The following is a 22,005-nucleotide window of genomic DNA, read 5'->3' as shown; positions in this document are numbered from 1 at the left end:
CCCGGAGGTTTGGAAATGAGCGACAGCTGGAACAAACGCACAAAACTGGTTCATGGCGGCACGCGCCGTTCGCAGTACAACGAAGTAAGCGAAGCGATCTTTCTCACGCAGGGCTTTGTGTATGACACGGCCGAGCAAGCAGAACAGCGGTTCCTCAAGGCGGGTGAGGATGAGTTTATCTATGCCCGTTATGGCAACCCGACTGTGGCCATGTTCGAAGACCGTATTGCAGCGTTGGAAGGGACCGAAGATGCCTTTGCCACCGCTTCAGGCATGGCAGCAGTCAACGGTGCGCTGATGTCGGGGCTGAAGGCGGGCGATCACGTGGTTGCCGCCAAAGCGCTGTTTGGCTCTTGCCTCTATATCCTTGAAAATATCCTGGTGCGCTTTGGCGTTGAGGTGACGCTGGTTGACGGCACCAATCTGGACGAATGGCGCGACGCGATCCGCGAAGATACCAAGCTGGTGTTCTTTGAGTCTGTCTCGAACCCGACACTAGAGGTGATTGACATCAAGGCGGTTTCAGATCTGGCCCACGCCGTTGGCGCGCTGGTGGTGGTTGATAACGTCTTTTCCACCCCTGTATTCAGCCGTGCGGCTGAACTGGGCGCGGATGTGATCGTATATTCTGCGACCAAGCATATTGATGGTCAAGGCCGTGCGCTGGGCGGTGTGATTCTGGGCAGCAAAGAGTTCATTCGTGGCACGGTAGAACCCTACCTGAAACACACCGGCGCCGCGATGAGCCCGTTTTCCGCATGGATCATGCTGAAGGGTCTGGAAACCATTGACCTGCGGGTGCGGGCACAGGCTGATAGCGCGCTGAAAATCGCCGAGGCGCTGCAAGGCCATCCCAAGCTGGACCGTGTGATCTATCCGGGCCTCAAGGATCACGCGCAGCATGACCTGACCGTGGCACAGATGGAAAAGGGCGGCACCGTCCTGTCGATTGAGGTGAAGGGCGGCCAAGAGGCCTGCTTCCGTTTCCTGAACGCGATCCAGATTGCAGTGATTTCCAACAACTTGGGCGACGCGAAATCCATCGCCACCCATCCGGCAACCACCACCCACCAACGTCTGCCTGCAGAGCAGAAGGTTGATCTGGGCATCACCCCGGGGCTTGTGCGCTTCTCCGTCGGGCTTGAGGATGCGGATGATCTGATCGCGGATTTGGTGCAGGCGCTGGATCAGGCCTGAACCACCTGCCGACATGCGTAAAAATACAGTAGAGGGACGCTTTGCGTCCTCCTTTTGCCGTAAGTGGCATTGCACCACTGCTACGGCTCTACTACTTCACGGTTAAGTTTGGCAATTTTCGGGAACTGCATTAGATTGTCGGTTCATCGGTTGCCTTGGCAACAGCAGGTTGGGGATCGCTTGCAATGAACGTTCATGCCTCAGAAATCGATCGCGAAATGCAGGCAGAGGAAGCGCGCGATGCGCTGAACCGTCTGCGTGCTTGGGCGCAAACCGCGTCAGAAGCAGATCTGGCCGCGGTCGGCGCAGATCTGTCGGGCCTGCTGGCAGGCAAGGCCTATCCTGAGTTTAGCCGCGATTATCCCAGCGATTTCACCGTGGACGCGGCCTATAAGGACACGCTGCCGGACCTACAGAACGGTCCCTCTAGCCTGATCCGTGGCGCCAAACGGGCGATCCAGCATGTCGGTATTTCCAATTTCCGCCTGCCGATCCGGTTCCATACCCGTGATGGCGGCGACATTGCCCTTGAAACCTCTGTCACCGGCACCGTGAGCCTTGAGGCGGAGAAGAAGGGCATCAACATGTCGCGCATTATGCGCTCCTTCTACCGCCATGCGGAAAAGACCTTCAGCTTTGAGGTGGTGAATGCCGCGCTGGAGGATTACAAAAACGATCTGGAAAGCTTTGATGCGCGCATTCAGATGCGCTTTTCCTATCCGGTGAAGGTGCAATCGCTGCGGTCTGGCCTTTGGGGTTATCAGTATTACGATATCGCGTTGGAATTGAATGAAACCAACGGCGTGCGTAAGAAGATTATGCATCTGGATTACGTCTATTCGTCGACATGCCCCTGTTCGCTGGAACTGAGTGAACACGCTCGTGAAATGCGCGGCCAGTTGGCGACGCCGCATTCGCAGCGTTCTGTTGCGCGGATTTCGGTGGAACTGGTGGGACCCAACCGTCTGTGGTTTGAGGATCTGCTGGAACTGGCCCGTGATGCTGTACCGACCGAAACGCAGGTCATGGTGAAGCGCGAAGATGAACAGGCCTTTGCCGAGCTGAACGCCGCCAATCCCATTTTCGTCGAAGATGCTGCGCGGCTGTTTTCCAAAGCATTGGAAGACGACCCGCGGGTTGGTGATTTCCGCGTTGTGGCCAGCCATCAGGAAAGCCTGCACAGCCATGACGCCGTGTCGATCCTGACCGAAGGCGACACTTTCGCCGCCGAAAGCTACGATCCCAAAATGTTTGCGACCCTGCATCACGCCGGATAATCGCGCTGCCCTCGCGCGGCGGGGCAGGGGCGTTTGCGCTAGTAGAGGGTGAAGTGGATCGCATGCTGCGTTGCGGCATGCGCAGGGCTGCCATTCAGTCTTGGCATTGGTATGGTCAGCGATGCTGCCCTATCTTGGGTGTCAGGGGGGAACCAAAGTAATAGAAGGTTCCAAATTCATGGCTTCGCACGTCGAACAACACACTCAATCCACCAACCTGTTTGCTGCCCTGTCGGCACGGTTTTCGCAGGCACTGTCCGCAATTGCACAGCGCATGATGGCCTACGGCGAGGCGCGTTCGCATTACCGTGAAATTCAAGCGCTGGAACGTCTGAGCGACGCTGAACTGGCAGGCATGGGCCTGAAGCGCGACAACATCGTGCGTCACGCGCTGCGCGGTCAGTTTTACCTCTGATCCGCTGGGATACAGCAGATTTTCTGGCCCGAAAACGCCGTCTCTTCTGCCCAAGATGAAAGCCCGCTGCCGTTGATCAGACGCGGTGGGCTTTGTTCTATTCTGGGCGGCTTCGTGGTGGACTTGACACGGAAGGCGGGGCGGTCCATCGCAGTACTATGTTGGATCTAAGACCTGTCGGATATGTGATTGGCCTATTGGTGGCTGTGCTGGGGCTGACCATGCTGGGGCCGCTGGTGGTGGACCTGTGGCATGGCGATCCCAACTGGCGCAGCTTTGCCCAAAGTGCGCTGCTGACCTTCTTTATTGGCGGCACCGTGTCGCTTGCCTGTCAGAACGGCAATCAGGACGGGCTGAACATCCAGCAGACCTTTATCCTGACAACTGGCGTCTGGCTGGCGCTGCCGATCTTTGCCGCGCTGCCGTTTTACTACGGTCAGACGCAAGCCGCGCCAGTGGATGCGTTTTTTGAGGCGATGTCAGGGCTGACAACCACAGGCGCAACGGTGTTTTCGGGGCTGGACGATATGGCCAAGGGGCTGCTGTTGTGGCGCGGCATTCTGCAATGGCTGGGGGGCATCGGGATCATTGTTGTGGCAATGGTGTTTTTGCCCGAACTGCGGGTGGGGGGGATGCAAATCTTCCGCTCCGAAGGGTTTGATACCATGGGCAAGATCCTGCCCCGCGCGACCGAGATTGCCAGCCAGATCTCCGTTATCTACGTGGCGCTGACCGCGGTTTGCGCGCTATCCTATATGTTCCTTGGCATGAACGCCTTTGATGCTGGCGTGCATGCGCTGACCACCATCTCAACCGGCGGCTTTTCCACTTATGATGCCTCGTTCGGGGCGTTCTCTGGTCCGTTGGAATATGTGGCTTCGATCTTTATGATCCTGTCCGCATTGCCATTCGTGCGCTATGTGCAGATGCTGAACGGCCACCATAGCGCGCTGTTGGTGGACCGTCAGGTCTATGGTTTCATGCTGGCGCTGGTGATCACGGTTGCCTTTGCGACCGCGGTTTTGGTTTTGATGCAAGACCGCGAGGCGGAACAATCCCTGCGGCAGGTCGTGTTTAACGTGACCTCTATCATGACCGGCACCGGATATGCGTCGGTCGACTATATGGGCTGGGGCAATCTGTTGATTGCGATGTTCTTTTTCATTGGCTTGATTGGTGGCTGCGCGGGATCGACGGCGTGTTCGATCAAGGTGTTCCGCTATCAGATCCTCTTTGCCTCGATCAAATCGCAGTTGATGAAGACCCATTCCCCGAATGCCGTGGTGCCGCCCAGATTTGATGGGCGCAAGATTGACGACGATGTTCTGAACTCGGTTATGTCCTTCTTCGTGTTTTTCCTTGTTACCATGGGGATCCTTTCGGTCGCGCTGGGAATGACCGGGCTGGATTTCATCACGTCGCTGTCTGGTGCGGCATCGGCGCTGGCTAATATCGGGCCGGGTCTGGGGGATGAAATTGGCCCCGCGGGCAATTTCGCGGGCCTTAATGACCCGGCAAAGTGGCTGCTGTCTGTTGCGATGCTGATCGGGCGGCTGGAACTTTTGGCGGTCTACGCGATGTTGACGGTGACCTTCTGGCGGGCGTGAGGGTACGCTATCGTGATGTTGGGTTGCATACTACCCTTGGGGCTGTTGTGCCGCGGTTGATGCAATAAAAATACCCGCCCCTGAAAACGGGGGCGGGTTTGTTTTTGTTCTCTCAGGTGGCGCGGTCTTAGTGGACCGCTTCAACCTTGTGGAAGTCGAGGATGTTCTCTTCAGGCGATGCCTTGATCGCCATGACATCTTTGCGCTTTTTCAGCAGGATGTAGAACACACAGGCCAGATAAATGCCGACCACAAACGCGCCAATCCACTGGATCTGTAGCCACTGACTCTGGAAGGCGAGGGTTAGACCAAACAGCACCGCGACGTTGCCCGCAATGTAGCCCCAGCGGCCCAGACGGTCAGGCGTCATCGACAGGTTGTCCGAGTACAGCCGGATCAGACTGTCGAGCGAGTTGATCACAAAGGTGATGCCCACAATGACCATCGCGATGTTCAGCACACCGGTCGTGTCGATACCCGCAGTGTGGTAGTAGTAGAGGACCGAGAACCAGATCGCCAGCGGGATCGATGGAACCACCAACAGCGCCAGCAGCAGGTGTTGCGTGCGCAGACCACCAACAAAACGCGCGGTGAACTGACCGATCATGATCGACCATGCGAACCACCAGAACAGGTAGAATTCGTGGTAGTCGTTGATCGGGGTGATGAACTTGTGGATGTTGCCGAAATAGCCGGTTGTCAGCTCCGTCAGGTTGCTAGTCATCGCGCCCAGCCCCATGCCCGCATATACGAACATAAAGACGATCAGGCCCAGGAACATCAGCGTTGATCCAACACTCAGCACGCGCACAAATTTTAGGTCGGTGCTGGAATAGGCTGCGGCCAGAATGACGCAGAACACGATCACGTAGAAAGTGGTGATCACGGTTTCGCCGTCGCCGATTTCAGGAATGTAGAATGGCAGGTAAACAAGAAACAGGCTGGCGGTGAAGGCACAGGTGCCGATGATCACGATGTTGTTCAGCAGCTTCACCAGCGGAATGTCAAAGAACTTCACGCGTGGTTCAACCACACAGAAGTAGAAACTGGTCAGGAAATAGAACCCCCAGATCAGAAACCCCCAAAAACCGAACTCGATCGCCAGCGGATTGGTGAACCCATAGTCAGCTGCATTGGCTGGATCTGCGTAGGTCGGAAATTCCCCTAGCGGAAACATGATCAGTCCGACATCAAGGCCGGAGGTGAACAGGATCGCGATAAAGGTGAACAGCGGCACCGGTGTCACGCCAACGGCGCGCAGGTTCCACCACTTCACCACGCAGAACGCTACCAGCGCTAGCGCCAGTAAAATTCCGAATGTGATGATCATTGTCAAAGTTGAAGCCATTGCTCTCTCCCTGTTGGCATAGCTTTCGTGTGTTTTGGTCTGTCAATTTGGATGACATGTTAATTTTATTGGTCGTTGATATTAAAATTAGCACACTTGTGCTACTTTTTTCTTTCAGGCATGTCTGACCCAGTCATCAGGAGGCGCCCGTGGGTCGGCAGAAAATTCGCTCTATCCGCCGTGAAGAATTGATCCGTGCAACGATCACTGCGATCCATGATCACGGGTTCGCGGATCTGACCGTCGCCCAGATTGCGCAGGACGCTCAGGCGTCAACTGGCAGTATTCATTACTACTTTGGTGGCAAAGAGGCCTTGCTAGAGGCGACGATGGTGCATCTGCTGGGCCTGTTGAAAGCGGCCTACCAGCAACATATTGCAACCGCAACCACACCGCAGGATCGTTTGCATGCTGTGGTGCAGGCCAACTTTGATCAGAGCTTCCTCAGTCTGGAAACCTGCCGTGTATGGACACAGTTTTGGGCCTTTGCTCCGTTCCATCCGCGCTTAGCCCGTTTGCAGCGACTGAATCGTGCGCGGGTGCGCAGTAACCTGATTCACGCCTTGCGTCAGTTGGTTCCGGAACAGGATCTGAACATCAAGGTGAACGCCATTCAGGGGTATATGGATGGTGTCTGGGTGCAGCTGTCGCAATCCTCGCAGACGCCGGATTTCCCATTGCTACAATCAGAAGCGCGCCGATTTGTGGATCAGACCATTGCACAGGGTGGCAAGTGAAGGTGGGCAGCACCAGCAGCGCGTTTGATGCGTTTCTGTGATTTTGGCAGAGGTATCTCAGCATAGAAAAAGGGCCGTTTCCGGCCCTTTTCTTTTGTTGGTCATGTGGCGGGTTTGATCAGTCCCAGCAGTTTACCAGCACAGTCAGTTGCGATGCTTTGCTGGTCAGATCCTCGGGCGCCATGTTGGCCAGCGCGTTTGTCGCGGCTGGGGTGATGCCGAGGTTGGTCAGGAAGCCCTCGATCGCGACCGCATCGACGGCAAAGCTGACGTCTTTGGGCAGCTGTTGCGAACCAGTGGCGCGCGGCAGCAGCATACCCATAACCGCGCCACCAGCGTCAAAGACCGGACCGCCGGTATCGCCGGGCAGGGCGGCCAGTGCCAGGCGGGACAGATCCTGTTCGCCTGCCAGCCCGGTCACATCTGCCAGTGTACCAAAGGTCATGGTCGGCGCCCCAAGAATGCCGCCGTAGGAATAGCCCGACACCGCGACATCCGATTGCAGGCGCGGTGTCGCGCGCTGCAGTTCGGCAATCTCAGAGGGTGCCAGATCGTCAACGGGTTTCAGCGCAGCCAGACCTAGTGCCGCATCGGTTCCGACCACCTCGGCGGCGATGCCGTCTTCCAGCGTGACGCGGGTACAGCTGCCCACCGCGTCGATTGTGGTGACGACGGTGCCGCGACCATCAACAAAGAAACCAGAGCGCGACAGACGCGGTTTGCGGATCTGCAGGCCAGACAGCAGGTCGATACGCTGCGCCTCATTGTTGCCAGCAGCGGCGCTCATCACGCCGTCAAGACGGGTGAAGCTTTCCTGCATTTCACCCAAGACACGGGCGCGGCGCTCTTCGTCGCCTGCCGGCCAGATCAAGGTGAAGCCTTTCAGCTCTCCGTTTTTCAGGGCCACTTGCGTGTGAGAGATGAAGCTGTCGTTGCTGCCGGTCAGCAGGAAGCTGTCTTTGCCACGTTCACGGTCACCTTCCAGCGGCACGATTTCCAGCGTCTGCATAATGTCATAGAGACCGAACAAGGTTTGTTGATCGCCCGGTTGCGAAATCAGCAGTACACGTGCTTCGGGCACGAAGCCTGTGGCGTTGAACTGTGCGTAGGGGGCTTCGTATTTTTCAAAGTTTACGGCACCCAGCGGCAGTTTCATTGCGATACCTGCAGTCGTGTCTTCAACCAGTTGCAGGTCAAGACCTTCGAGAACAGCATTGAACTGCTGTTTCAGGATGTTGCGCTGACGGGTGGTCAGAACACCTGTGTCGTCGAACCCGTTTGCAGCCTGCCATGCGGCCATCGACCCACGGGTGCCACGGCCAAACGCGCCATCAATGGCTGCCGTATAAAAGCCTGCCCATTGCAGCATCGCTTGCAGTTCCTTGCGCTCTTCGCGGGACAGAGCCGCCTCTGAGCGGCGGGCCTCGGCAACGGTTTCATCAGGGATGACCGGCTGGGACGGGATCGCTTCGGTGGTGGTGACCTCTTCTGCGGCAGGGGCAGTGACGGGCGCGGTAACTTCGGCTGTTTGTTGTGTCACGCCGATGGGCCAGATTTGCTGACCATAGGCGCTGGCAAAGGCAATGTAGCTGTCGCGCGGGATTTGGCCTTCGCTGCGCAGAACGCGCAGCACCTGTTCGGCATCCTCACGGCTGTAGGGGCCTAGCGCCAGAGCATACCAGCCGCCCGACATTGCGAACCCGTTTAGGTCCGACAGTGCGACGGAATAGTCGCGAATGCGAGCTTGCGCTTCGGCGAGGTTGGGTTGGGCTTCGATCTGAACCCAAACTTGTTCTTCCTGTGCGCTGGCGATGCGGGCCAGCATCAGGATGGAAATAACAAAAGAAACTAATGTTCGCATCATAATCAGGGGTATCCTTACCTGTCGCGTCTGTACGTATGGGCGCCCTTTTAACAAATTCAGTGGGTCCTGCACTTAAATAATGCGCTCTGATGCAATTGACCCCGTGCTGTTGCCCCCGTAGGTAGGGCCAGCACCTTTTGCCACTGTTGATTTCGCGCCGTTTTGACCCGCGCTCCGGTGGTACAAAGGCCTTAGCGAAGGTTTGAACAGGGCAGTGTGGACGGAGCCATGACAGAAACGATCAGCAAGCCGCGCAGTTTTCAGGAAATCATCCTGAGACTTCAGAATTACTGGGCAGGCAAAGGCTGCGCCGTGATGCAGCCCTATGACATGGAAGTGGGCGCAGGCACCTTCCACCCGGCGACCACGCTGCGCTCTCTCGGTTCGCGCCCTTGGGCTGCGGCCTATGTGCAGCCGTCGCGCCGTCCGACCGATGGCCGCTATGGTGAAAACCCCAACCGTTTGCAGCACTACTACCAGTATCAGGTGCTGATCAAACCGTCGCCGCCGAACCTGCAAGAGCTGTATCTGGGCTCCCTCGCGGCGATCGGCATCGACATGGACATGCACGACATCCGTTTTGTTGAGGATGACTGGGAAAGCCCGACGCTGGGCGCTTGGGGCCTTGGCTGGGAGGTTTGGTGTGACGGTATGGAAGTGAGCCAGTTCACCTATTTCCAACAGGTTGGCGGTCATGACTGTACGCCGGTGTCTGGTGAGCTGACCTATGGTCTGGAACGTCTGGCGATGTATATCCTCGGCGTCGATCATGTGATGGACATGCCGTTCAACGATCCCGACGGAACCATCGCGCTGTCCTACGGTGATGTGTTTAAACAGACCGAAGAAGAATACGCGCGCTGGAACTTCGACGTGGCCAACACTGATGTGCTGCTGAAACAGTTCGAAGAAGCCGAAGCCGAGTGTGAGAAGATCCTGGCGCAAGAGCATATGGATCCCAAAACCGGCAAACGCATCATTATGGCGCATCCCGCCTATGATCAGTGCATCAAAGCCAGCCACCTGTTTAACCTCTTGGACGCGCGTGGTGTGATCTCGGTCACCGAACGTCAGGCCTACATCGGTCGTGTGCGTGCGCTGGCCAAACAATGCGCGGATGCCTTTGTGCTGACGACGGCAGGGGGCTATGACGCCACTGCCGAGGCGGGCGCGTAATGGCAGGCAAGCTGATTGCGGGGGCACTTATCGTGATTTCTGTCATCGCCGGTATCGCGATGTATTACCTGCAGGTCTACGCCTACTATGATGAGGTGCAGGCCACGGGTACGGATGACGTGGTGATGACGTCGCTGGCAACCGGTCAGGCAGAGCCGATCCTATATGAGGATTTTCAGGCAATTGATTCTGACAGCTCGCCCATCCGCTACCGTGCCTGTTTCACCACCCCCATGTCTCAGGCCATGATGACCGAGACCTACGAAATTTACGAAGGTGCCGCCCCGCTGGTGGCGCCCGGCTGGTTTGACTGTTTTGATGCCAAGGAAGTGGGCGCTGCGCTGGAAAGCGGCAAGGCGCTGGCCTTCATGGGGCAGGAAAACCACCGCTATGGCATCGACCGCATTGTCGCCGTGATGGACGACGGACGCGGCTATGTCTGGCACCAGATCAACCATTGCGGTGAGGTTGTCTTTGACGGTCAACCCACCCCCGCAGACTGCCCTACACCCCCGGAAGGTGAATGATATGCCCGATTTGCTGATCGAACTCTTTTCCGAAGAAATCCCCGCCCGCATGCAAGGCAAAGCGGCCGAGGATCTGAAAAAACGCATCACTGACGGTCTGGTAGACGCCGGATTGACCTACGCTGGCGCCGCCGCCTTTTCCACACCCCGCCGTCTGACGCTGGCGCTGGAGGGTCTGCTGGCCGAAAGCCCCACTGTGCGTGAAGAGCGCAAGGGCCCGAAGGTTGGTGCGCCTGAAAAAGCCATCGAAGGCTTCCTGCGCGGCGCCGGTCTGACCATGGACCAGCTCGAAGAGCGCGACACGCCCAAAGGCGCAGTTTATTTCGCCACCATCGAAAAGCCCGGTCGCCCCGCGGCAGAGATCATCGCCGAAGTGCTGGAAGCCACCATTCGCAACTTCCCCTGGCCGAAATCCATGCGCTGGGGCGCGGGCGCGTTGCGTTGGGTGCGTCCGTTGCACTCGATCCTCTGCATTCTGACGAATGAGGCGGGCGAGGCAGAGGTTGTCGATCTGGACATCGACGGCATTAAATCTGGCAACACGACCGAAGGCCACCGTTTCATGGGATCGGGCCGTTTTGCTGTCACCTCGTTTGACGATTATGCGGTGAAGCTGAAGCGCGACCATGTGGTTCTGGACCCTGCGGAACGTGCTGATGCCATCTGGCAGGACGCGACCAATCAGGCCTTTGCCTCTGGTCTGGAAGTGGTTGAGGATCAGGGGCTGCTGCGTGAGGTCGCAGGTCTGGTCGAATGGCCCGTCGTTCTGATGGGTGCCATTGATGAGGAGTTTCTGGAATTGCCCGCCGAGGTTCTGCAAACCTCGATGAAAGAGCACCAGAAATTCTTCAGTGTGAAGAACCCCAAAACGGGCCGTATTGAGAAATTCATTACGGTTGCCAACCGTGAAACCAAAGATCAGGGCGCAACAATTCTGGCGGGCAACCAAAAGGTGCTATCCGCTCGTCTGGCGGATGCCAAATTCTTCTGGACCAACGACTTGCGCGTCGCGAAATCGGGGATGGAGGCATGGACCGATCAGCTGTCCAATGTGACCTTCCACAACAAACTGGGCACGCAGGCCGCACGGATTGACCGTATCACCGCCCTGTCGCGTGACATTGCACCTGTTCTGGGTGTCGACGCCGATCTGGCCGAACAGGCCGCACGGGTGGCCAAGGCGGACCTCAGCTCGGAAATGGTCTATGAATTCCCTGAATTGCAGGGTCTGATGGGCCGCTACTATGCTGAGGCTGCTGGCCTACCGTCTGATGTCGCTGCCGCGTGTGAGGAACACTATTCCCCCCTCGGCCCGTCCGATGATGTGCCCACCGCGCCGGTTTCCGCCACCGTGGCGCTGGCGGATAAGATCGACACGCTCACTGGTTTCTGGGCGATTGATGAAAAGCCCACCGGTTCCAAAGACCCCTACGCCCTGCGCCGCGCCGCACTGGGTGTGATCCGTCTGGTGCTGGAAAACGGTGTGCGCGCCAGCTTGGTTGAGGTGTTTGGTAAGGGCTATGAGGGTGCGGATGCCGCTGACCTTCTGTCCTTCTTCCATGACCGTCTGAAGGTCTACCTGAAGGATGAGGGCCTGCGCCACGACGTGATTGACGCTTGCCTGTCGATGCCGGGCAATGATGACCTGACGCTCTTGGTCAAACGCGCCCGTGCGCTGGGGGCTTTCCTGAAGACTGATGATGGTGAAAACCTGTTGCAGGGCTACAAACGCGCCAACAACATCCTGACACAGGCTGAGGATAAGGATGGTGTTGAATATTCCTTCGGCGCGGACGTGAAGTTCGCTGAAACCGATGAGGAAAAGGCGCTGTTTGCTGCGTTGGATCAAGCCGCCGCTGCGATTGCTCCCGCGATGCAGGGCGAGGATTTTGAGGCCGCGATGTCTGCCATGGCCGCGCTGCGCGCGCCGATTGACGCCTTTTTTGAAGGGGTGCAGGTCAACAGCGACAATGAGATCGTGCGCCGTAACCGCCTGAACCTCCTTAGCCGTATCCGCCAGATCTGTGGTGGTGTGGCCGACCTGACGCGGGTTGAGGGCTGAACGCCCAGCTTTGACTGAATTGCAGAAGGCCGAGGGTTCATCCCCTCGGCCTTTTTGTTTCCTAACGTGCGTAGCATCGCTGTGCAAAATGATGTCATTCAGCGCTCATTCCCTCGCGTTTCACACCGAAGCTTCCCTTGCCTTACTGCCCATCCCGTTTATGCTGCAGTGACGCAGAAAGGATGCGGCAGTGCAGCACGATCAAGAAATTACCGTCATCACCCCAACCGCCAAACTGGCGACCGACACCCATGGTGGGCGGGCGAAATGCCTGCAGCGTCTGGTGCGTCTGGACCTGCCGGTGCCGAAAACCGTCGCGCTATCCTTTGATGAGGTGCATGGCATTGCGGCGGGGGACATGCCGGATATGGCGGCAATGCTGGCCCCCTTTGGCGAAGATGCGCTGCTTTGTGTGCGCCCATCGTCCGAGGATCCCGATTGGGGCGGTCCCGGTGCGGTGCTGAACATCGGCATGAATGACGCGCGTTTTGTCGATCTGTGCGAAACGCTGGGACGTGACGCGGCCAGTTCGATCTACCTGCGCTTTGTGCAGGCCTATGCGATTCACGTTGCCCGCCTCGACCCCGATATGTTCGACCACATCCTGCCGGATAGCGCCGATGCCCTAAGTGAAGCTTTGCGCGCCTATGAGGATGAAACCGAAGAGGAATTTCCCCAAGATCCCGCCGTGCAACTGGCCGAGGTGCTGCGATCAATGGCCCGCGCATGGGAGGGGACGACCGCGCGGCTCTTGCGGCAGGCAAAGGGCGCGCCTGCGGATGCGGGCCTTGGCCTTGTAGTGCAGGAAATGGCGCATGGACTTGGTCTGGGCGAGTGTGGGTCTGGTGTAATCCAGCTGGTCAACTCCAAAACCGGCGAAGCGCAGATCACTGGCCGCTACATGTGCCAGTCGCAGGGGCGCGATGCGCTTCTAAACCGCTCTGCCTCGATGTTTCTTGAGGAGGACGATCGCGGTCCGTCGCTGCAAGCGGTGCTGCCGGAACCGTTTGAACAGCTCTTGGAACATACCCGTCTGATGCGGGAGCGCCTGCGTGAGGAAATGCAGGCAGAGTTTACTATCGAAAACGGCCGCGTGCATATTCTGGACGGTGTGCGCGTTGCGCGCTCCGCCCGTGCGGCGGTGCGGATCGCTGTCAGTCTGGCTGAGGATGGGATTATCCCGCGCGAAGAGGCGCTGACCCGTATTGATCCCCGCGCCATCAACGAATTGCTGCACCGTCAGGTTGATCCAGCTGCACCGCGTGACACACTGGCCACCGGCATTGCCGCCAGCCCTGGCGCTGCCACTGGGCGCATTGTGTTCACCGCTGATGAGGCACAGGCCAGTGCCGCCCGCGGAGAAGCCTGCGTTCTGGTACGCCGCGAAACCAACCCCGAAGATATCCGTGGCATGCACGCCGCCGCCGCCGTTCTGACAGAACGGGGCGGGATGACCAGCCACGCTGCGGTGATTGCGCGCGGTATTGGTTTGCCCTGTGTAGTCGGCGCATCGGATATCAAGTTTCACATTCGCAAGAAAATGCTGGTCGCGCCAGATGGCCGCGAATTGCACGCCGGCGATACAGTAACCATTGACGGTAGCAATGGCGAAGTTCTGTGGGGTGAACCGCCAATGCTAGAAGCTGCACAGGATGACGCATTCCGCAGTTTGATGGCATGGGCGGATGAGGTGCGCGATATTGGCGTTCGGGCCAATGCCGATACGCCGGCAGATGCGCAAACAGCCAAAAACTTTGCTGCCGAAGGGATTGGTCTGTGCCGGACCGAACACATGTTCTTTGATGCTGATCGTCTGACCGTGATGCGAGAGATGATTTTCGCAGATACATCGCAGGACCGCGCGGCGGCGCTCGATCGTTTGTTGCCGATGCAGCGGGCAGACTTTTCCGAACTGTTCCGCATTATGCAGGGCAAGCCTGTCTGCATCCGCCTGTTTGATCCGCCTTTGCATGAATTTCTGCCGTCTGATCGTGCGGGCCATCGTGAATTGGCAGAGGCGCTGGATCTGCCCTTGTCCGATGTGACCCGTCGAGTTGAGGCATTGGGCGAATATAACCCGATGCTGGGTATGCGTGGCGTCCGGTTGGGTATCACCGTGCCAGAGATTTACGACATGCAGGCGCGTGCGATCTTTGAGGCCACGATCGAGGCCAGTCAGGACGGTGACGCTGTCGTACCTGAGATCATGATCCCATTGGTATCCGCCAAACGTGAGGTGGAACTGGTGAAAACCCGTATCGATGCTGTCGCGGCCGCCGTGCGCAACGAGCAGGGGCAGGAATTTGATTATCGTCTGGGTGTGATGGTGGAAACACCGCGCGCAGCGTTGAAGGCGGGGGAGATTGCACCGCACGCATCCTTCCTGTCGTTTGGCACCAACGACCTTACGCAGATGACCTATGGCCTTTCGCGCGATGACGCGGGGCGTTTCATGTCGGCCTATGTGCAGCAAGGCGTGTTCCCCGAAGATCCGTTTCACGAACTCGACACCGAAGGCGTCGGCGAACTTTTGCAGATCGGCGCAGAAAGGGGTCGCAGCGCGCGGTCGGATCTGGTTCTGTCGATTTGCGGTGAACATGGGGGCAGCCCCGAATCAATCGCCTTTTCTCGCGCGGCAGGTTTCAACTATGTGTCCTGTTCGCCCTTCCGTGTGCCCGTAGCACGGTTGGCCGCCGCACAATTTGCAGTGATGGAAAAGGTGGGTCTTAGAAATAGCTAAAGCCTTGTGGTTTTTGCATAAGTTTCCTGAAAATTTCACTTGAGAAATAGTAGGCGTCTGCGTATCGTGCGCGCCGTTTTTCTCATCTGCTGGACTATTCGCGGTATTTTAGCTATTTGGCCGCCTGTTTATTCACGTTCACTCGCAGGAGCGGGGGCTCTACGAGAACTGAAACAGGAGATCGTCATGGATCGCAAAGTTCTGAAGTCTGCTCGTTGGGCGGCGCTGACACTGGCGCTGTCAATGGCTGTTGCTGCCCCCTTTGCAGGCACCGCCAGTGCCGAAGCAAAGGTGCAGGATGTATTGCAGCAGGAACGCCGTGGCTTGGTATCCGTGCGCCCGGGTTTGCTGGAGCGTCTGTTCAATCCGCAAAAAGCGCCGGCGAAGGTGAACTATACCCGCGCCTATCTGGACGGCCTGCCCGCCGCTAAAGGTGACGAAGAATGGGCCTGCCTTTCTGAGGCACTGTATTTTGAGGCGCGCGGCGAAAGTGTCAAAGGCCAATTCGCAGTGGCCGAAGTGATCTTGAACCGTGTGGACTCTGCCCGTTTCCCAGACACGATCTGCGGTGTGGTCAATCAAGGGACTGGGCGCAAATATCAGTGCCAGTTCACCTACACCTGCGACGGTCATGCCGAGGTTGTGCATGAACAACAGGCCTTTGATCGTGTATCGAAGGTTGCACAGCTGATGATCAACGGTGCGCCGCGGACACTGACGGACAACGCAACCTACTACCACACCAAAGCGGTACGCCCCAGCTGGTCGCGTAAATTCGCCCGCACCACCACGATCGGTGTGCATCATTTCTATCGTCATCCGACCGAAGTTTCGATGAAGTGAGGCTCTTGTCGGACCACGACAATTGGGCTAGCTGAAGGGAAGGGGGCATTGCCCCCTTTTTATTTGCACATGCTGAGAGGCTGACCATGTCTGACACCGCTTCTGAAATCACTCAGGCTTTCGCCCATCCCGAAGAGCGTGCTGCTGCAATGGCCACCGCGCCATTGGATCGGATTTCTGTGCGTGATCATGTGGTTGAGGTGGAAATCGGCGCTTTTCAGGTGGAACGAGACCTGACCCAACGTCTGTCCTTCGACGTCGCGGTTGAGGTGGCGCCGGTTGATGCCCCGCTAGAGGATGACGTGGATCGCATCCTGTCCTACGACAAGGTGACAGAGGCGATTGCCATTGAATTGGCCTCCGAACGTCTAAACCTCTTGGAAACGCTGGCCGACAACATTGCCGCCCGCATTTTGGCGGAACCGCAGGCGATGCGGGTGTTTCTGCGGATTGAGAAGCTGGATCGGGGACCTTTCAAACTGGGTGTTGAAATCGTGCGCAGCCGTGCCGATGTGGCAGGGCGCGCGGAAGACCAGAATGTGCGCCCTCGTCTGGCCTACCTCAGCCGTGCAGCGCAATCTTCGAATGCTCTGCCGCAGTGGTTGGATGATCTGACGGGGGAGGCTCCGCTGATCCTATGCCTGGAGCCCCCTATTGCTGGTGATCATACGGTGGCGAATGCACGTGCGCAGCTGAATATTGATCTGTTGCAGGTTGATCAGGCCGCATGGACCCTGATGGCGCGGGACGAACGCCTGAACGTGGCGAACACGCGCACGGAACTCGACTGGGCGATGAAACAGGGACATGTCAGCATTTGGGCCCCTGCCAAAATGGTGCTGGATGCCACCACCCCGCCGGAAACCGTTGATGGTGCGGCGCTGGTGGCGTGGTTTGCCGCAGAGATGGACGCACTGGATCTGGTGGTGATTGGCGCGGACGCGCCGGCGCTGGACCTGCCCTGCAAGACCATCGCGATCTGAGGGGGGATAAGATGCAAGCCTACTATCGTCCCATCGTACAAACCGATCCCTCCCGACCCGACCATGCGCTGACACTGGCCGGTGGTTGGGCATGGTTTGCTGAGGTCGAAGTCCTCAGCCGCCATGACGCGCCGCAACGCATTTCGGCCCTCGATCTGCCGGGGGAAATGCGCGACCGGCTGACCGCGCCGCGTGCAGATATCGCCCGTCTTGATCTTAGCCAGCCGCAGATCATGGGCATCCTCAACGTGACGCCTGACAGTTTCAGCGATGGCGGTGAACATCAGGGGATTGCGCAGGCGCTGCGTCATGCCCATGCGATGCGCGATCAGGGGGCCGATATGATCGACGTGGGCGGCGAATCCACTCGTCCCGGCGCGGAAGAGGTGGAGCGTCAGGCGGAAATCGAACGCACAGCCCCAGTGATCAAGGCGATCCGTGAAGAGATGAACGTGCCGATCTCCATCGACACCCGCAAACAAGTGGTGGCCGCAGCGGCGATTGCCGCGGGTGCCGATCTGGTGAACGACGTGTCTGGCTTCACCTTTGATGACGATCTGCTGACCTATGTGGGCAATCAGACACTGCCGGTCTGCGTGATGCACAGTCTGGGCGACCCGACCACCATGCAGGACGATCCGAATTACGACGCGGTCCTGTTGGACATCTACGACTTCCTCGAGGGGCAGGTTGAGGCGCTGGTCGCTGCTGGAGTGGCGCGCGATCAGATCATGGTCGATCCCGGTATCGGGTTTGGTAAAACAGTGCAGCACAACCTTGCCCTGCTGAAACGGATTTCGCTGTTTCACAGCCTCGGCTGTCCGATCCTGCTGGGCGTGTCGCGCAAGAAATTCATCGGCACGCTCGGCAATGCGCCAGAGCCGCGCGACCGTGTGGCGGGATCTGTTGCCGTGGCCCTAGCCGCTGTGGCGCAGGGGGTGCAGGTGCTGCGGGTGCATGACGTGTTTGAAACGCGGTCCGCATTGAACATGTGGCAGGCGGTCAGCGGTTAAACAACCGTCTGAGCGCCCCCAGCTGCGACACCATCACACCGCCAAGGATCAGCGCCAGCGCGGTGAGCATGCCGTCTGGCAACTCTTCCCCCAGCACCCAAGCACCGAGGAAGATTGACCAGACGGGCACCATGTAATTGGTCAGCGACATAAAGGTGGATCCGGCCGACCGGATCACCAACACCCGCAGCAGGTTCGCCGCCGCCGTGGGCACCAGCCCCAGTAGGGCCAGATAGCCGAAGGTTTCTGCACTGACGTTGCGCGGAATGCCCTCAACCCACAGGGCAACGGGCAGGATGATCACGCTGCCGATCAGCATTAGGCAGGCGGATAGGCCCACAGGATCAATCGCGGGCAGGCGGCGCGTAATGATCGAATTGACGCCATAGCACATCGCGGCGCTGACACAGGCGATGCGGCCCCATAGTTCGCCATCTGTGCCGCTGGCCTGAAACACGGACGGTCCACCAATCAGAATAAAGACGCCGATAAATCCGGTGATGAACCCGATGAGGCGACGAAGGCTCATCCGCTCCCCAACCAAGAAGAAATGCGCCAGCGGTAGTACAATCAATGGGATCGCCGCCATCGACACACCGGCAAAGCCGGAGGTGACGTATTGCAGCCCCCAGCTTAGCAGCATGAAGGGCAGCGCTGCGCTGAGGGTGCCTGCGATCAACAGAATGTGCCACGGGCGATCCTCACTCAGCCACAGCTGCCCGCCGCGTATCTGCCAAACAAGGGTCAGCAAGAGCGCGGCAAAGCTGAGGCGGGCGAAGGTCAGCCAAATCGGGGTGATGCCGCGAAGGGCCAGTTCCATCACCATAAAGGTTGCGCCCCAGACCAGCCCAAGGCCCAAAATCATCGCCCAAGAGGCGCGGGTGATCACCGGTTGCATCTGTTGCCCTTCGTTGTCTTCGCCGCGACCTGATAGGTTTCAGCGTTGAAGGTCAAGGGGCTAGGAGGGCAGGGCCGCATCGGGCCCCGCCAGCGCAGTGCGTTAACCACGCAGTTTGTGGTGCAGCAGGATCGGAACAGTCAGATCCTCCTCATCCGTCAGGTGACGATCAAGGAAGGCCTGAATGCCCGTCGCCTGATTGAGAACCTCGGGCAGTTCCGATGGCGCATCCTGCCGTGACAGGTCCATCAGCTTGATGAACCGGTTCGACGATTGCACCAACCCATCCAGTAGACCGTCCATTGCGTCATGATCTGCCTCCAGCATCTCTAGCCCATTGGTAAAACGCTCATCCGCCTCCATCAACTCGGGGAAGAATTTTCGGTCCTCCCAAGTGTGGTGGCCATGCAGATTGCGCACCAGTGCGTTGCCGAAATGGCCCAGCCGCATGGCGTACCAGTCAGGGTCCAGCTGCTTATCCAGCATCTCTTCGGTGTCGGTGGCCACAATTGCGGCGATCTGTCGGAACATGGTGTGTGCCCCCATCCAACGTTCGATAGAGGCGGCGAAGTTCGGGTGATCCGGCCAAGCATCGCGCGGATACTCCCGAAGCAGGGTCTGCATTTCCTCGGGCAGACCCTGTCTGACGGTGATGTCATATTGGGTCATGACTGTCAGGTGGGGATGCGCGATGCGCGGTACAACAGGGCGGCCTGTGCAGGGGTGAACCGGTTCTGTGCGACGCGCTAGGGTTTGCTGAGAACAGCATCGAGGGCGGTTTGTCCACGCAGTGAAACAAAAGCCGCAAAGAACGCTGTGCGGGTGTTGTCAGTCACGTTGATGCCTCTTGCATTGTCTTTCAAGTAGCGTAGCAAAGAGGCCTGACCTTGGATGCGATAAGCGGCATTGGTGTGCGAGAGGGAGAATTTGAAGCTTTCAGTCGCCTCTTCCATTCTGTCGAGATCGGCAAGTGCCATCCCAACTGCAAAGCTATGGCCCGCTTCTTGATGCTTTGTGTATAGAAATCCGTTGAGGCGTTTTGCATTGGTGCAGATTCTGAGACGTTCTTCCGGTGTGTTTTTGGCCTTGTAGCAGCCCCCTGCATAGAGACTCGTGGTGAAAGCGAATATCCAAATGCCAAGGAAGGCCCAGATTACTATCGCTTTGGCCCAATCTTTAGCAGTGTCTCGCTCTTTCATTCGTTTCTCGCTTCAATAGTTAGTTTAGGCGTGGCGACGGCTCGGTTGGCGTGACAGCAGTAGCCCACCAAGGATCAGTGCAAGGGCGGCGAACAGCTGGGGCGGCACGGCCTCGGACAGCAGGGCTGCGCCAAAGATTACCGACCAGACTGGCACCTGATAGTTCACCGTGGACAGGAACGCGGGACCAGCAGAGCGGGCGACCTGAACCAGCAGGATCTGCGCAACCGCCGTGGGGAACAGGCCAAGGTATAGGATCGCGAGGAAGGGGTTGGTGTCTGGCATCACAGGCGCGCCCTCCTGCCACAGGGCAACGGGCAGGATCATAGCGGCGCCACAGGACAGCGCGGCAGCGGAAAGCGACAGCATATTCACCTGCGGGCACAGGCGGGTGACAATCGCGCCGATCGCATAACACAGCGACGCTGCCAGACAGGCCAGCCGCGCCAGCGATTCATAATCACTGCCGGCACTGGTGAAAGCGTCCAGCCCGATCAGCACCACAACGCCCACGAAGCCCACCGAAAATCCCAAGCTGCGGCGCAGGGTCATCCGTTCGCCGGGAACCAAAAGATGCGCCAGCGGCAGAACAAACAGCGGCACAATCGCCATGCAGACGCCCGCAAATCCGCTGGCCACATAGGTTTGCCCCCAGCTGAGCAGGGTAAAGGGCAGGGCGTTTGAAAACAGCCCCATCGCCAGCGCACAGGCCCAGATGATGCGGCCCTGTCTGGTCGCAAAGGAGGGCAGTGAAATGCCCATGGCGGTGATCAGCGCCATCAGACTCAACGCACCGATCACGATTCGGGTCGCGGCGATGGTCATCGGGCCAAGCCCGTCCAGCGCGACCGTGACCGCCATAAATGACGCACCCCAGATAATGCCAAGGGTGATCAGCTTGATCCAGTTGGTGAGGCCGGGAGTGGTGGGCGTTTCTGTCATGGCGAAGTCTTTGTTCTCAAATGAAAAGGGCGCACCCTAAATGTGGCGCGCCCCCAAGGATTTAGGTCAGCGGGCCGTGCCCGCCAAGCCCTTAGTTCTTGGCTTTGTCGACCATTTTGCCGGCAGAGATCCACGGCATCATGTCGCGCAGTTTCTGACCAACAACTTCGATCTGGTGTTCGTCGTTGTGACGACGCGACGCTTTGATGGTCGGCTGACCAACGGCGTTTTCCAGCATGAAGTCACGAACAAACTTGCCGGACTGGATGTCCTGCAGCGATTCTTTCATCGCTTTCTTGGTTTGCTCGTAGGGCAGGATGCGCGGGCCGGTGACGTACTGGCCGTATTCCGCAGTGTTGGAGATCGAGTAGTCCATGTTGGCGATGCCGCCTTCATAGATCAGGTCAACGATCAGCTTGGTTTCGTGCAGACACTCGAAGTAGGCCATTTCAGGTGCGTAGCCTGCTTCGACCAGAGTTTCAAAGCCGCAACGGATCAGCTCTACGATGCCGCCGCACAGAACGGCCTGCTCGCCGAACAGGTCGGTTTCGCACTCTTCGCGGAAGTTGGTTTCGATGATGCCCGAACGGCCGCCACCAATGGCGGAGCAGTAGGACAGGCCGATTTCCAGCGCTTTGCCGGTTGCGTCGGTGTCAACGGCTACCAGGCAAGGCACGCCGCCGCCTTTGGTGTATTCGCCGCGTACGGTGTGACCGGGGCCTTTGGGCGCCATCATGATCACGTCAACGCCTTCTTTCGGCTCGATCAGGCCGAAGTGTACGTTCAGGCCGTGGGCGAACGCGATGGCTGCGCCGGGCTTGATGTTGTCGTGAACGTATTTTTTGTAGGTTTCTGCCTGCAGTTCGTCGGGCATGGTGAACATGATCACGTCACACCAAGCGGCCGCTTCGGCGATACCCATAACTTTCAGGCCTTCGGCTTCGGCTTTCTTGGCCGAGGGGGAGCCTTCGCGCAGGGCAACAACAACGTTTTTCGCGCCCGAGTCACGCAGGTTCAGTGCGTGTGCGTGGCCTTGCGAACCGTAGCCCAGGATGGCCACGTTCATGTCTTTGATCAGGTTAATGTCGCAATCGCGATCGTAGTAAACGCGCATCGGGCGCTCCTCTCACTGTGATGTGTGTTAACTTTCGTCTGGGGCCAGCATAGGGATTGGACC

Annotated in this window: 19 protein-coding genes; 12 read left to right on the top strand and 7 right to left on the bottom strand. The window is 58.3% G+C overall.

The annotated features are described in order from the left end of the window. Positions 1–15: 15 nt before the first annotated feature. From metZ to TM5383_RS05435, 4 genes are all read left to right on the top strand, one after another. Positions 16–1,197 (top strand): O-succinylhomoserine sulfhydrylase, encoded by a 1,182-nt coding sequence (metZ, locus tag TM5383_RS05450; protein WP_058318013.1) that lies wholly within the window; start codon positions 16–18, stop codon positions 1,195–1,197. A gap of 185 nt (positions 1,198–1,382) precedes the next feature. Beyond that, positions 1,383–2,474, top strand: coding sequence for a GTP cyclohydrolase FolE2 (gene folE2, locus TM5383_RS05445; RefSeq protein ID WP_058318012.1), 1,092 nt, complete (start codon positions 1,383–1,385; stop codon positions 2,472–2,474). Positions 2,475–2,652: 178 nt separating this feature from the next. Beyond that, positions 2,653–2,889: a DUF1127 domain-containing protein gene (locus tag TM5383_RS05440; RefSeq protein ID WP_143570200.1), complete on the top strand. Its 237-nt coding sequence runs from the start codon at positions 2,653–2,655 to the stop codon at positions 2,887–2,889. Between the two features lie 158 nt (positions 2,890–3,047). Further along, the gene (locus tag TM5383_RS05435) at positions 3,048–4,496 is read left to right on the top strand and encodes a TrkH family potassium uptake protein (protein WP_058318011.1); all 1,449 of its coding nucleotides are present in this window, start codon (positions 3,048–3,050) and stop codon (positions 4,494–4,496) included. Between the two features lie 127 nt (positions 4,497–4,623). Here the strand turns inward: TM5383_RS05435 and TM5383_RS05430 are convergent, their stop codons facing one another. Then, entirely contained in the window at positions 4,624–5,832 is a 1,209-nt protein-coding gene (locus TM5383_RS05430) for a BCCT family transporter (protein ID WP_058318395.1), read from the bottom strand. Between the two features lie 161 nt (positions 5,833–5,993). Between TM5383_RS05430 and betI the strand changes: the two genes are divergently transcribed. Next, positions 5,994–6,581: a choline-binding transcriptional repressor BetI gene (betI, locus tag TM5383_RS05425; RefSeq protein WP_058318010.1), complete on the top strand. Its 588-nt coding sequence runs from the start codon at positions 5,994–5,996 to the stop codon at positions 6,579–6,581. Between the two features lie 118 nt (positions 6,582–6,699). Here the strand turns inward: betI and TM5383_RS05420 are convergent, their stop codons facing one another. Beyond that, on the bottom strand, positions 6,700–8,445 hold the full coding sequence (locus tag TM5383_RS05420; protein ID WP_306345447.1) for a trypsin-like peptidase domain-containing protein: 1,746 nt from the start codon (positions 8,443–8,445) through the stop codon (positions 6,700–6,702). A gap of 228 nt (positions 8,446–8,673) precedes the next feature. Between TM5383_RS05420 and TM5383_RS05415 the strand changes: the two genes are divergently transcribed. The 7 genes from TM5383_RS05415 (at position 8,674) to folP (ending at position 17,789) form a co-directional block, all read left to right on the top strand. Continuing rightward, a complete protein-coding gene (locus TM5383_RS05415) occupies positions 8,674–9,621 on the top strand; it encodes a glycine--tRNA ligase subunit alpha (protein WP_058318009.1) in 948 nt (315 codons plus the stop codon). Continuing rightward, positions 9,621–10,148, top strand: a complete 528-nt coding sequence (locus TM5383_RS05410; protein WP_058318008.1) for a DUF6446 family protein — start codon at positions 9,621–9,623, stop codon at positions 10,146–10,148. Before TM5383_RS05415 ends, TM5383_RS05410 begins: the two co-directional genes overlap by 1 nt. Before the next feature lies 1 nt (position 10,149). Continuing rightward, on the top strand, positions 10,150–12,210 hold the full coding sequence (gene glyS, locus TM5383_RS05405; protein WP_058318007.1) for a glycine--tRNA ligase subunit beta: 2,061 nt from the start codon (positions 10,150–10,152) through the stop codon (positions 12,208–12,210). Positions 12,211–12,400: 190 nt separating this feature from the next. Beyond that, a complete protein-coding gene (gene ppdK, locus TM5383_RS05400; RefSeq protein ID WP_058318006.1) occupies positions 12,401–14,950 on the top strand; it encodes a pyruvate, phosphate dikinase in 2,550 nt (849 codons plus the stop codon). 186 nt (positions 14,951–15,136) lie between these two features. Further along, the gene (locus tag TM5383_RS05395) at positions 15,137–15,793 is read left to right on the top strand and encodes a cell wall hydrolase (protein WP_082645405.1); all 657 of its coding nucleotides are present in this window, start codon (positions 15,137–15,139) and stop codon (positions 15,791–15,793) included. An 86-nt stretch (positions 15,794–15,879) separates the two neighbouring features. After that, on the top strand, positions 15,880–16,776 hold the full coding sequence (locus TM5383_RS05390; RefSeq protein WP_058318005.1) for a dihydroneopterin aldolase: 897 nt from the start codon (positions 15,880–15,882) through the stop codon (positions 16,774–16,776). An 11-nt stretch (positions 16,777–16,787) separates the two neighbouring features. Continuing rightward, positions 16,788–17,789 (top strand): dihydropteroate synthase, encoded by a 1,002-nt coding sequence (gene folP / locus TM5383_RS05385; RefSeq protein ID WP_058318004.1) that lies wholly within the window; start codon positions 16,788–16,790, stop codon positions 17,787–17,789. Here folP and TM5383_RS05380 read toward each other — a convergent pair. The 5 genes from TM5383_RS05380 to ilvC all read right to left on the bottom strand — a co-directional run bounded on the left by TM5383_RS05380 (position 17,779) and on the right by ilvC (position 21,942). Next, positions 17,779–18,687 (bottom strand): DMT family transporter, encoded by a 909-nt coding sequence (locus tag TM5383_RS05380; protein WP_058318003.1) that lies wholly within the window; start codon positions 18,685–18,687, stop codon positions 17,779–17,781. The genes folP and TM5383_RS05380 overlap by 11 nt on opposite strands. A 102-nt stretch (positions 18,688–18,789) precedes the next feature. Beyond that, positions 18,790–19,356, bottom strand: coding sequence for a hemerythrin domain-containing protein (locus TM5383_RS05375; RefSeq protein WP_058318002.1), 567 nt, complete (start codon positions 19,354–19,356; stop codon positions 18,790–18,792). A 77-nt stretch (positions 19,357–19,433) separates the two neighbouring features. Further along, a complete protein-coding gene (locus TM5383_RS05370; protein ID WP_058318001.1) occupies positions 19,434–19,886 on the bottom strand; it encodes a hypothetical protein in 453 nt (150 codons plus the stop codon). A 24-nt stretch (positions 19,887–19,910) separates the two neighbouring features. Further along, on the bottom strand, positions 19,911–20,828 hold the full coding sequence (locus TM5383_RS05365; RefSeq protein WP_058318000.1) for a DMT family transporter: 918 nt from the start codon (positions 20,826–20,828) through the stop codon (positions 19,911–19,913). Positions 20,829–20,919: 91 nt separating this feature from the next. Further along, positions 20,920–21,942, bottom strand: a complete 1,023-nt coding sequence (gene ilvC / locus TM5383_RS05360; protein ID WP_058317999.1) for a ketol-acid reductoisomerase — start codon at positions 21,940–21,942, stop codon at positions 20,920–20,922. Positions 21,943–22,005: the final 63 nt, after the last annotated feature.

Origin of the sequence: Thalassovita mediterranea (genome assembly GCF_001458435.1) — a bacterium.
Lineage (GTDB): Bacteria > Pseudomonadota > Alphaproteobacteria > Rhodobacterales > Rhodobacteraceae > Thalassobius > Thalassobius mediterraneus.
The sequence above is the reverse complement of the archived record's forward strand: the minus strand, read 5'-3'. Positions and strand labels throughout refer to the sequence as shown.

What these genes read in the sequence shown, in the direction of transcription:
- metZ (WP_058318013.1), top strand. Translation starts at nt 16, where the DNA reads ATGAGCGACAGCTGGAACAAACGCACAAAACTGGTTCATGGCGGCACG.
- folE2 (WP_058318012.1), top strand. Translation starts at nt 1,383, where the DNA reads ATGAACGTTCATGCCTCAGAAATCGATCGCGAAATGCAGGCAGAGGAA.
- TM5383_RS05440 (WP_143570200.1), top strand. Translation starts at nt 2,653, where the DNA reads ATGGCTTCGCACGTCGAACAACACACTCAATCCACCAACCTGTTTGCT.
- TM5383_RS05435 (WP_058318011.1), top strand. Translation starts at nt 3,048, where the DNA reads ATGTTGGATCTAAGACCTGTCGGATATGTGATTGGCCTATTGGTGGCT.
- TM5383_RS05420 (WP_306345447.1), bottom strand. Translation starts at nt 8,445, where the DNA reads ATGATGCGAACATTAGTTTCTTTTGTTATTTCCATCCTGATGCTGGCC.
- TM5383_RS05415 (WP_058318009.1), top strand. Translation starts at nt 8,674, where the DNA reads ATGACAGAAACGATCAGCAAGCCGCGCAGTTTTCAGGAAATCATCCTG.
- TM5383_RS05410 (WP_058318008.1), top strand. Translation starts at nt 9,621, where the DNA reads ATGGCAGGCAAGCTGATTGCGGGGGCACTTATCGTGATTTCTGTCATC.
- glyS (WP_058318007.1), top strand. Translation starts at nt 10,150, where the DNA reads ATGCCCGATTTGCTGATCGAACTCTTTTCCGAAGAAATCCCCGCCCGC.
- TM5383_RS05395 (WP_082645405.1), top strand. Translation starts at nt 15,137, where the DNA reads ATGGATCGCAAAGTTCTGAAGTCTGCTCGTTGGGCGGCGCTGACACTG.
- TM5383_RS05390 (WP_058318005.1), top strand. Translation starts at nt 15,880, where the DNA reads ATGTCTGACACCGCTTCTGAAATCACTCAGGCTTTCGCCCATCCCGAA.
- folP (WP_058318004.1), top strand. Translation starts at nt 16,788, where the DNA reads ATGCAAGCCTACTATCGTCCCATCGTACAAACCGATCCCTCCCGACCC.
- TM5383_RS05380 (WP_058318003.1), bottom strand. Translation starts at nt 18,687, where the DNA reads ATGCAACCGGTGATCACCCGCGCCTCTTGGGCGATGATTTTGGGCCTT.
- TM5383_RS05375 (WP_058318002.1), bottom strand. Translation starts at nt 19,356, where the DNA reads ATGACCCAATATGACATCACCGTCAGACAGGGTCTGCCCGAGGAAATG.
- TM5383_RS05370 (WP_058318001.1), bottom strand. Translation starts at nt 19,886, where the DNA reads ATGAAAGAGCGAGACACTGCTAAAGATTGGGCCAAAGCGATAGTAATC.
- TM5383_RS05365 (WP_058318000.1), bottom strand. Translation starts at nt 20,828, where the DNA reads ATGACAGAAACGCCCACCACTCCCGGCCTCACCAACTGGATCAAGCTG.
- ilvC (WP_058317999.1), bottom strand. Translation starts at nt 21,942, where the DNA reads ATGCGCGTTTACTACGATCGCGATTGCGACATTAACCTGATCAAAGAC.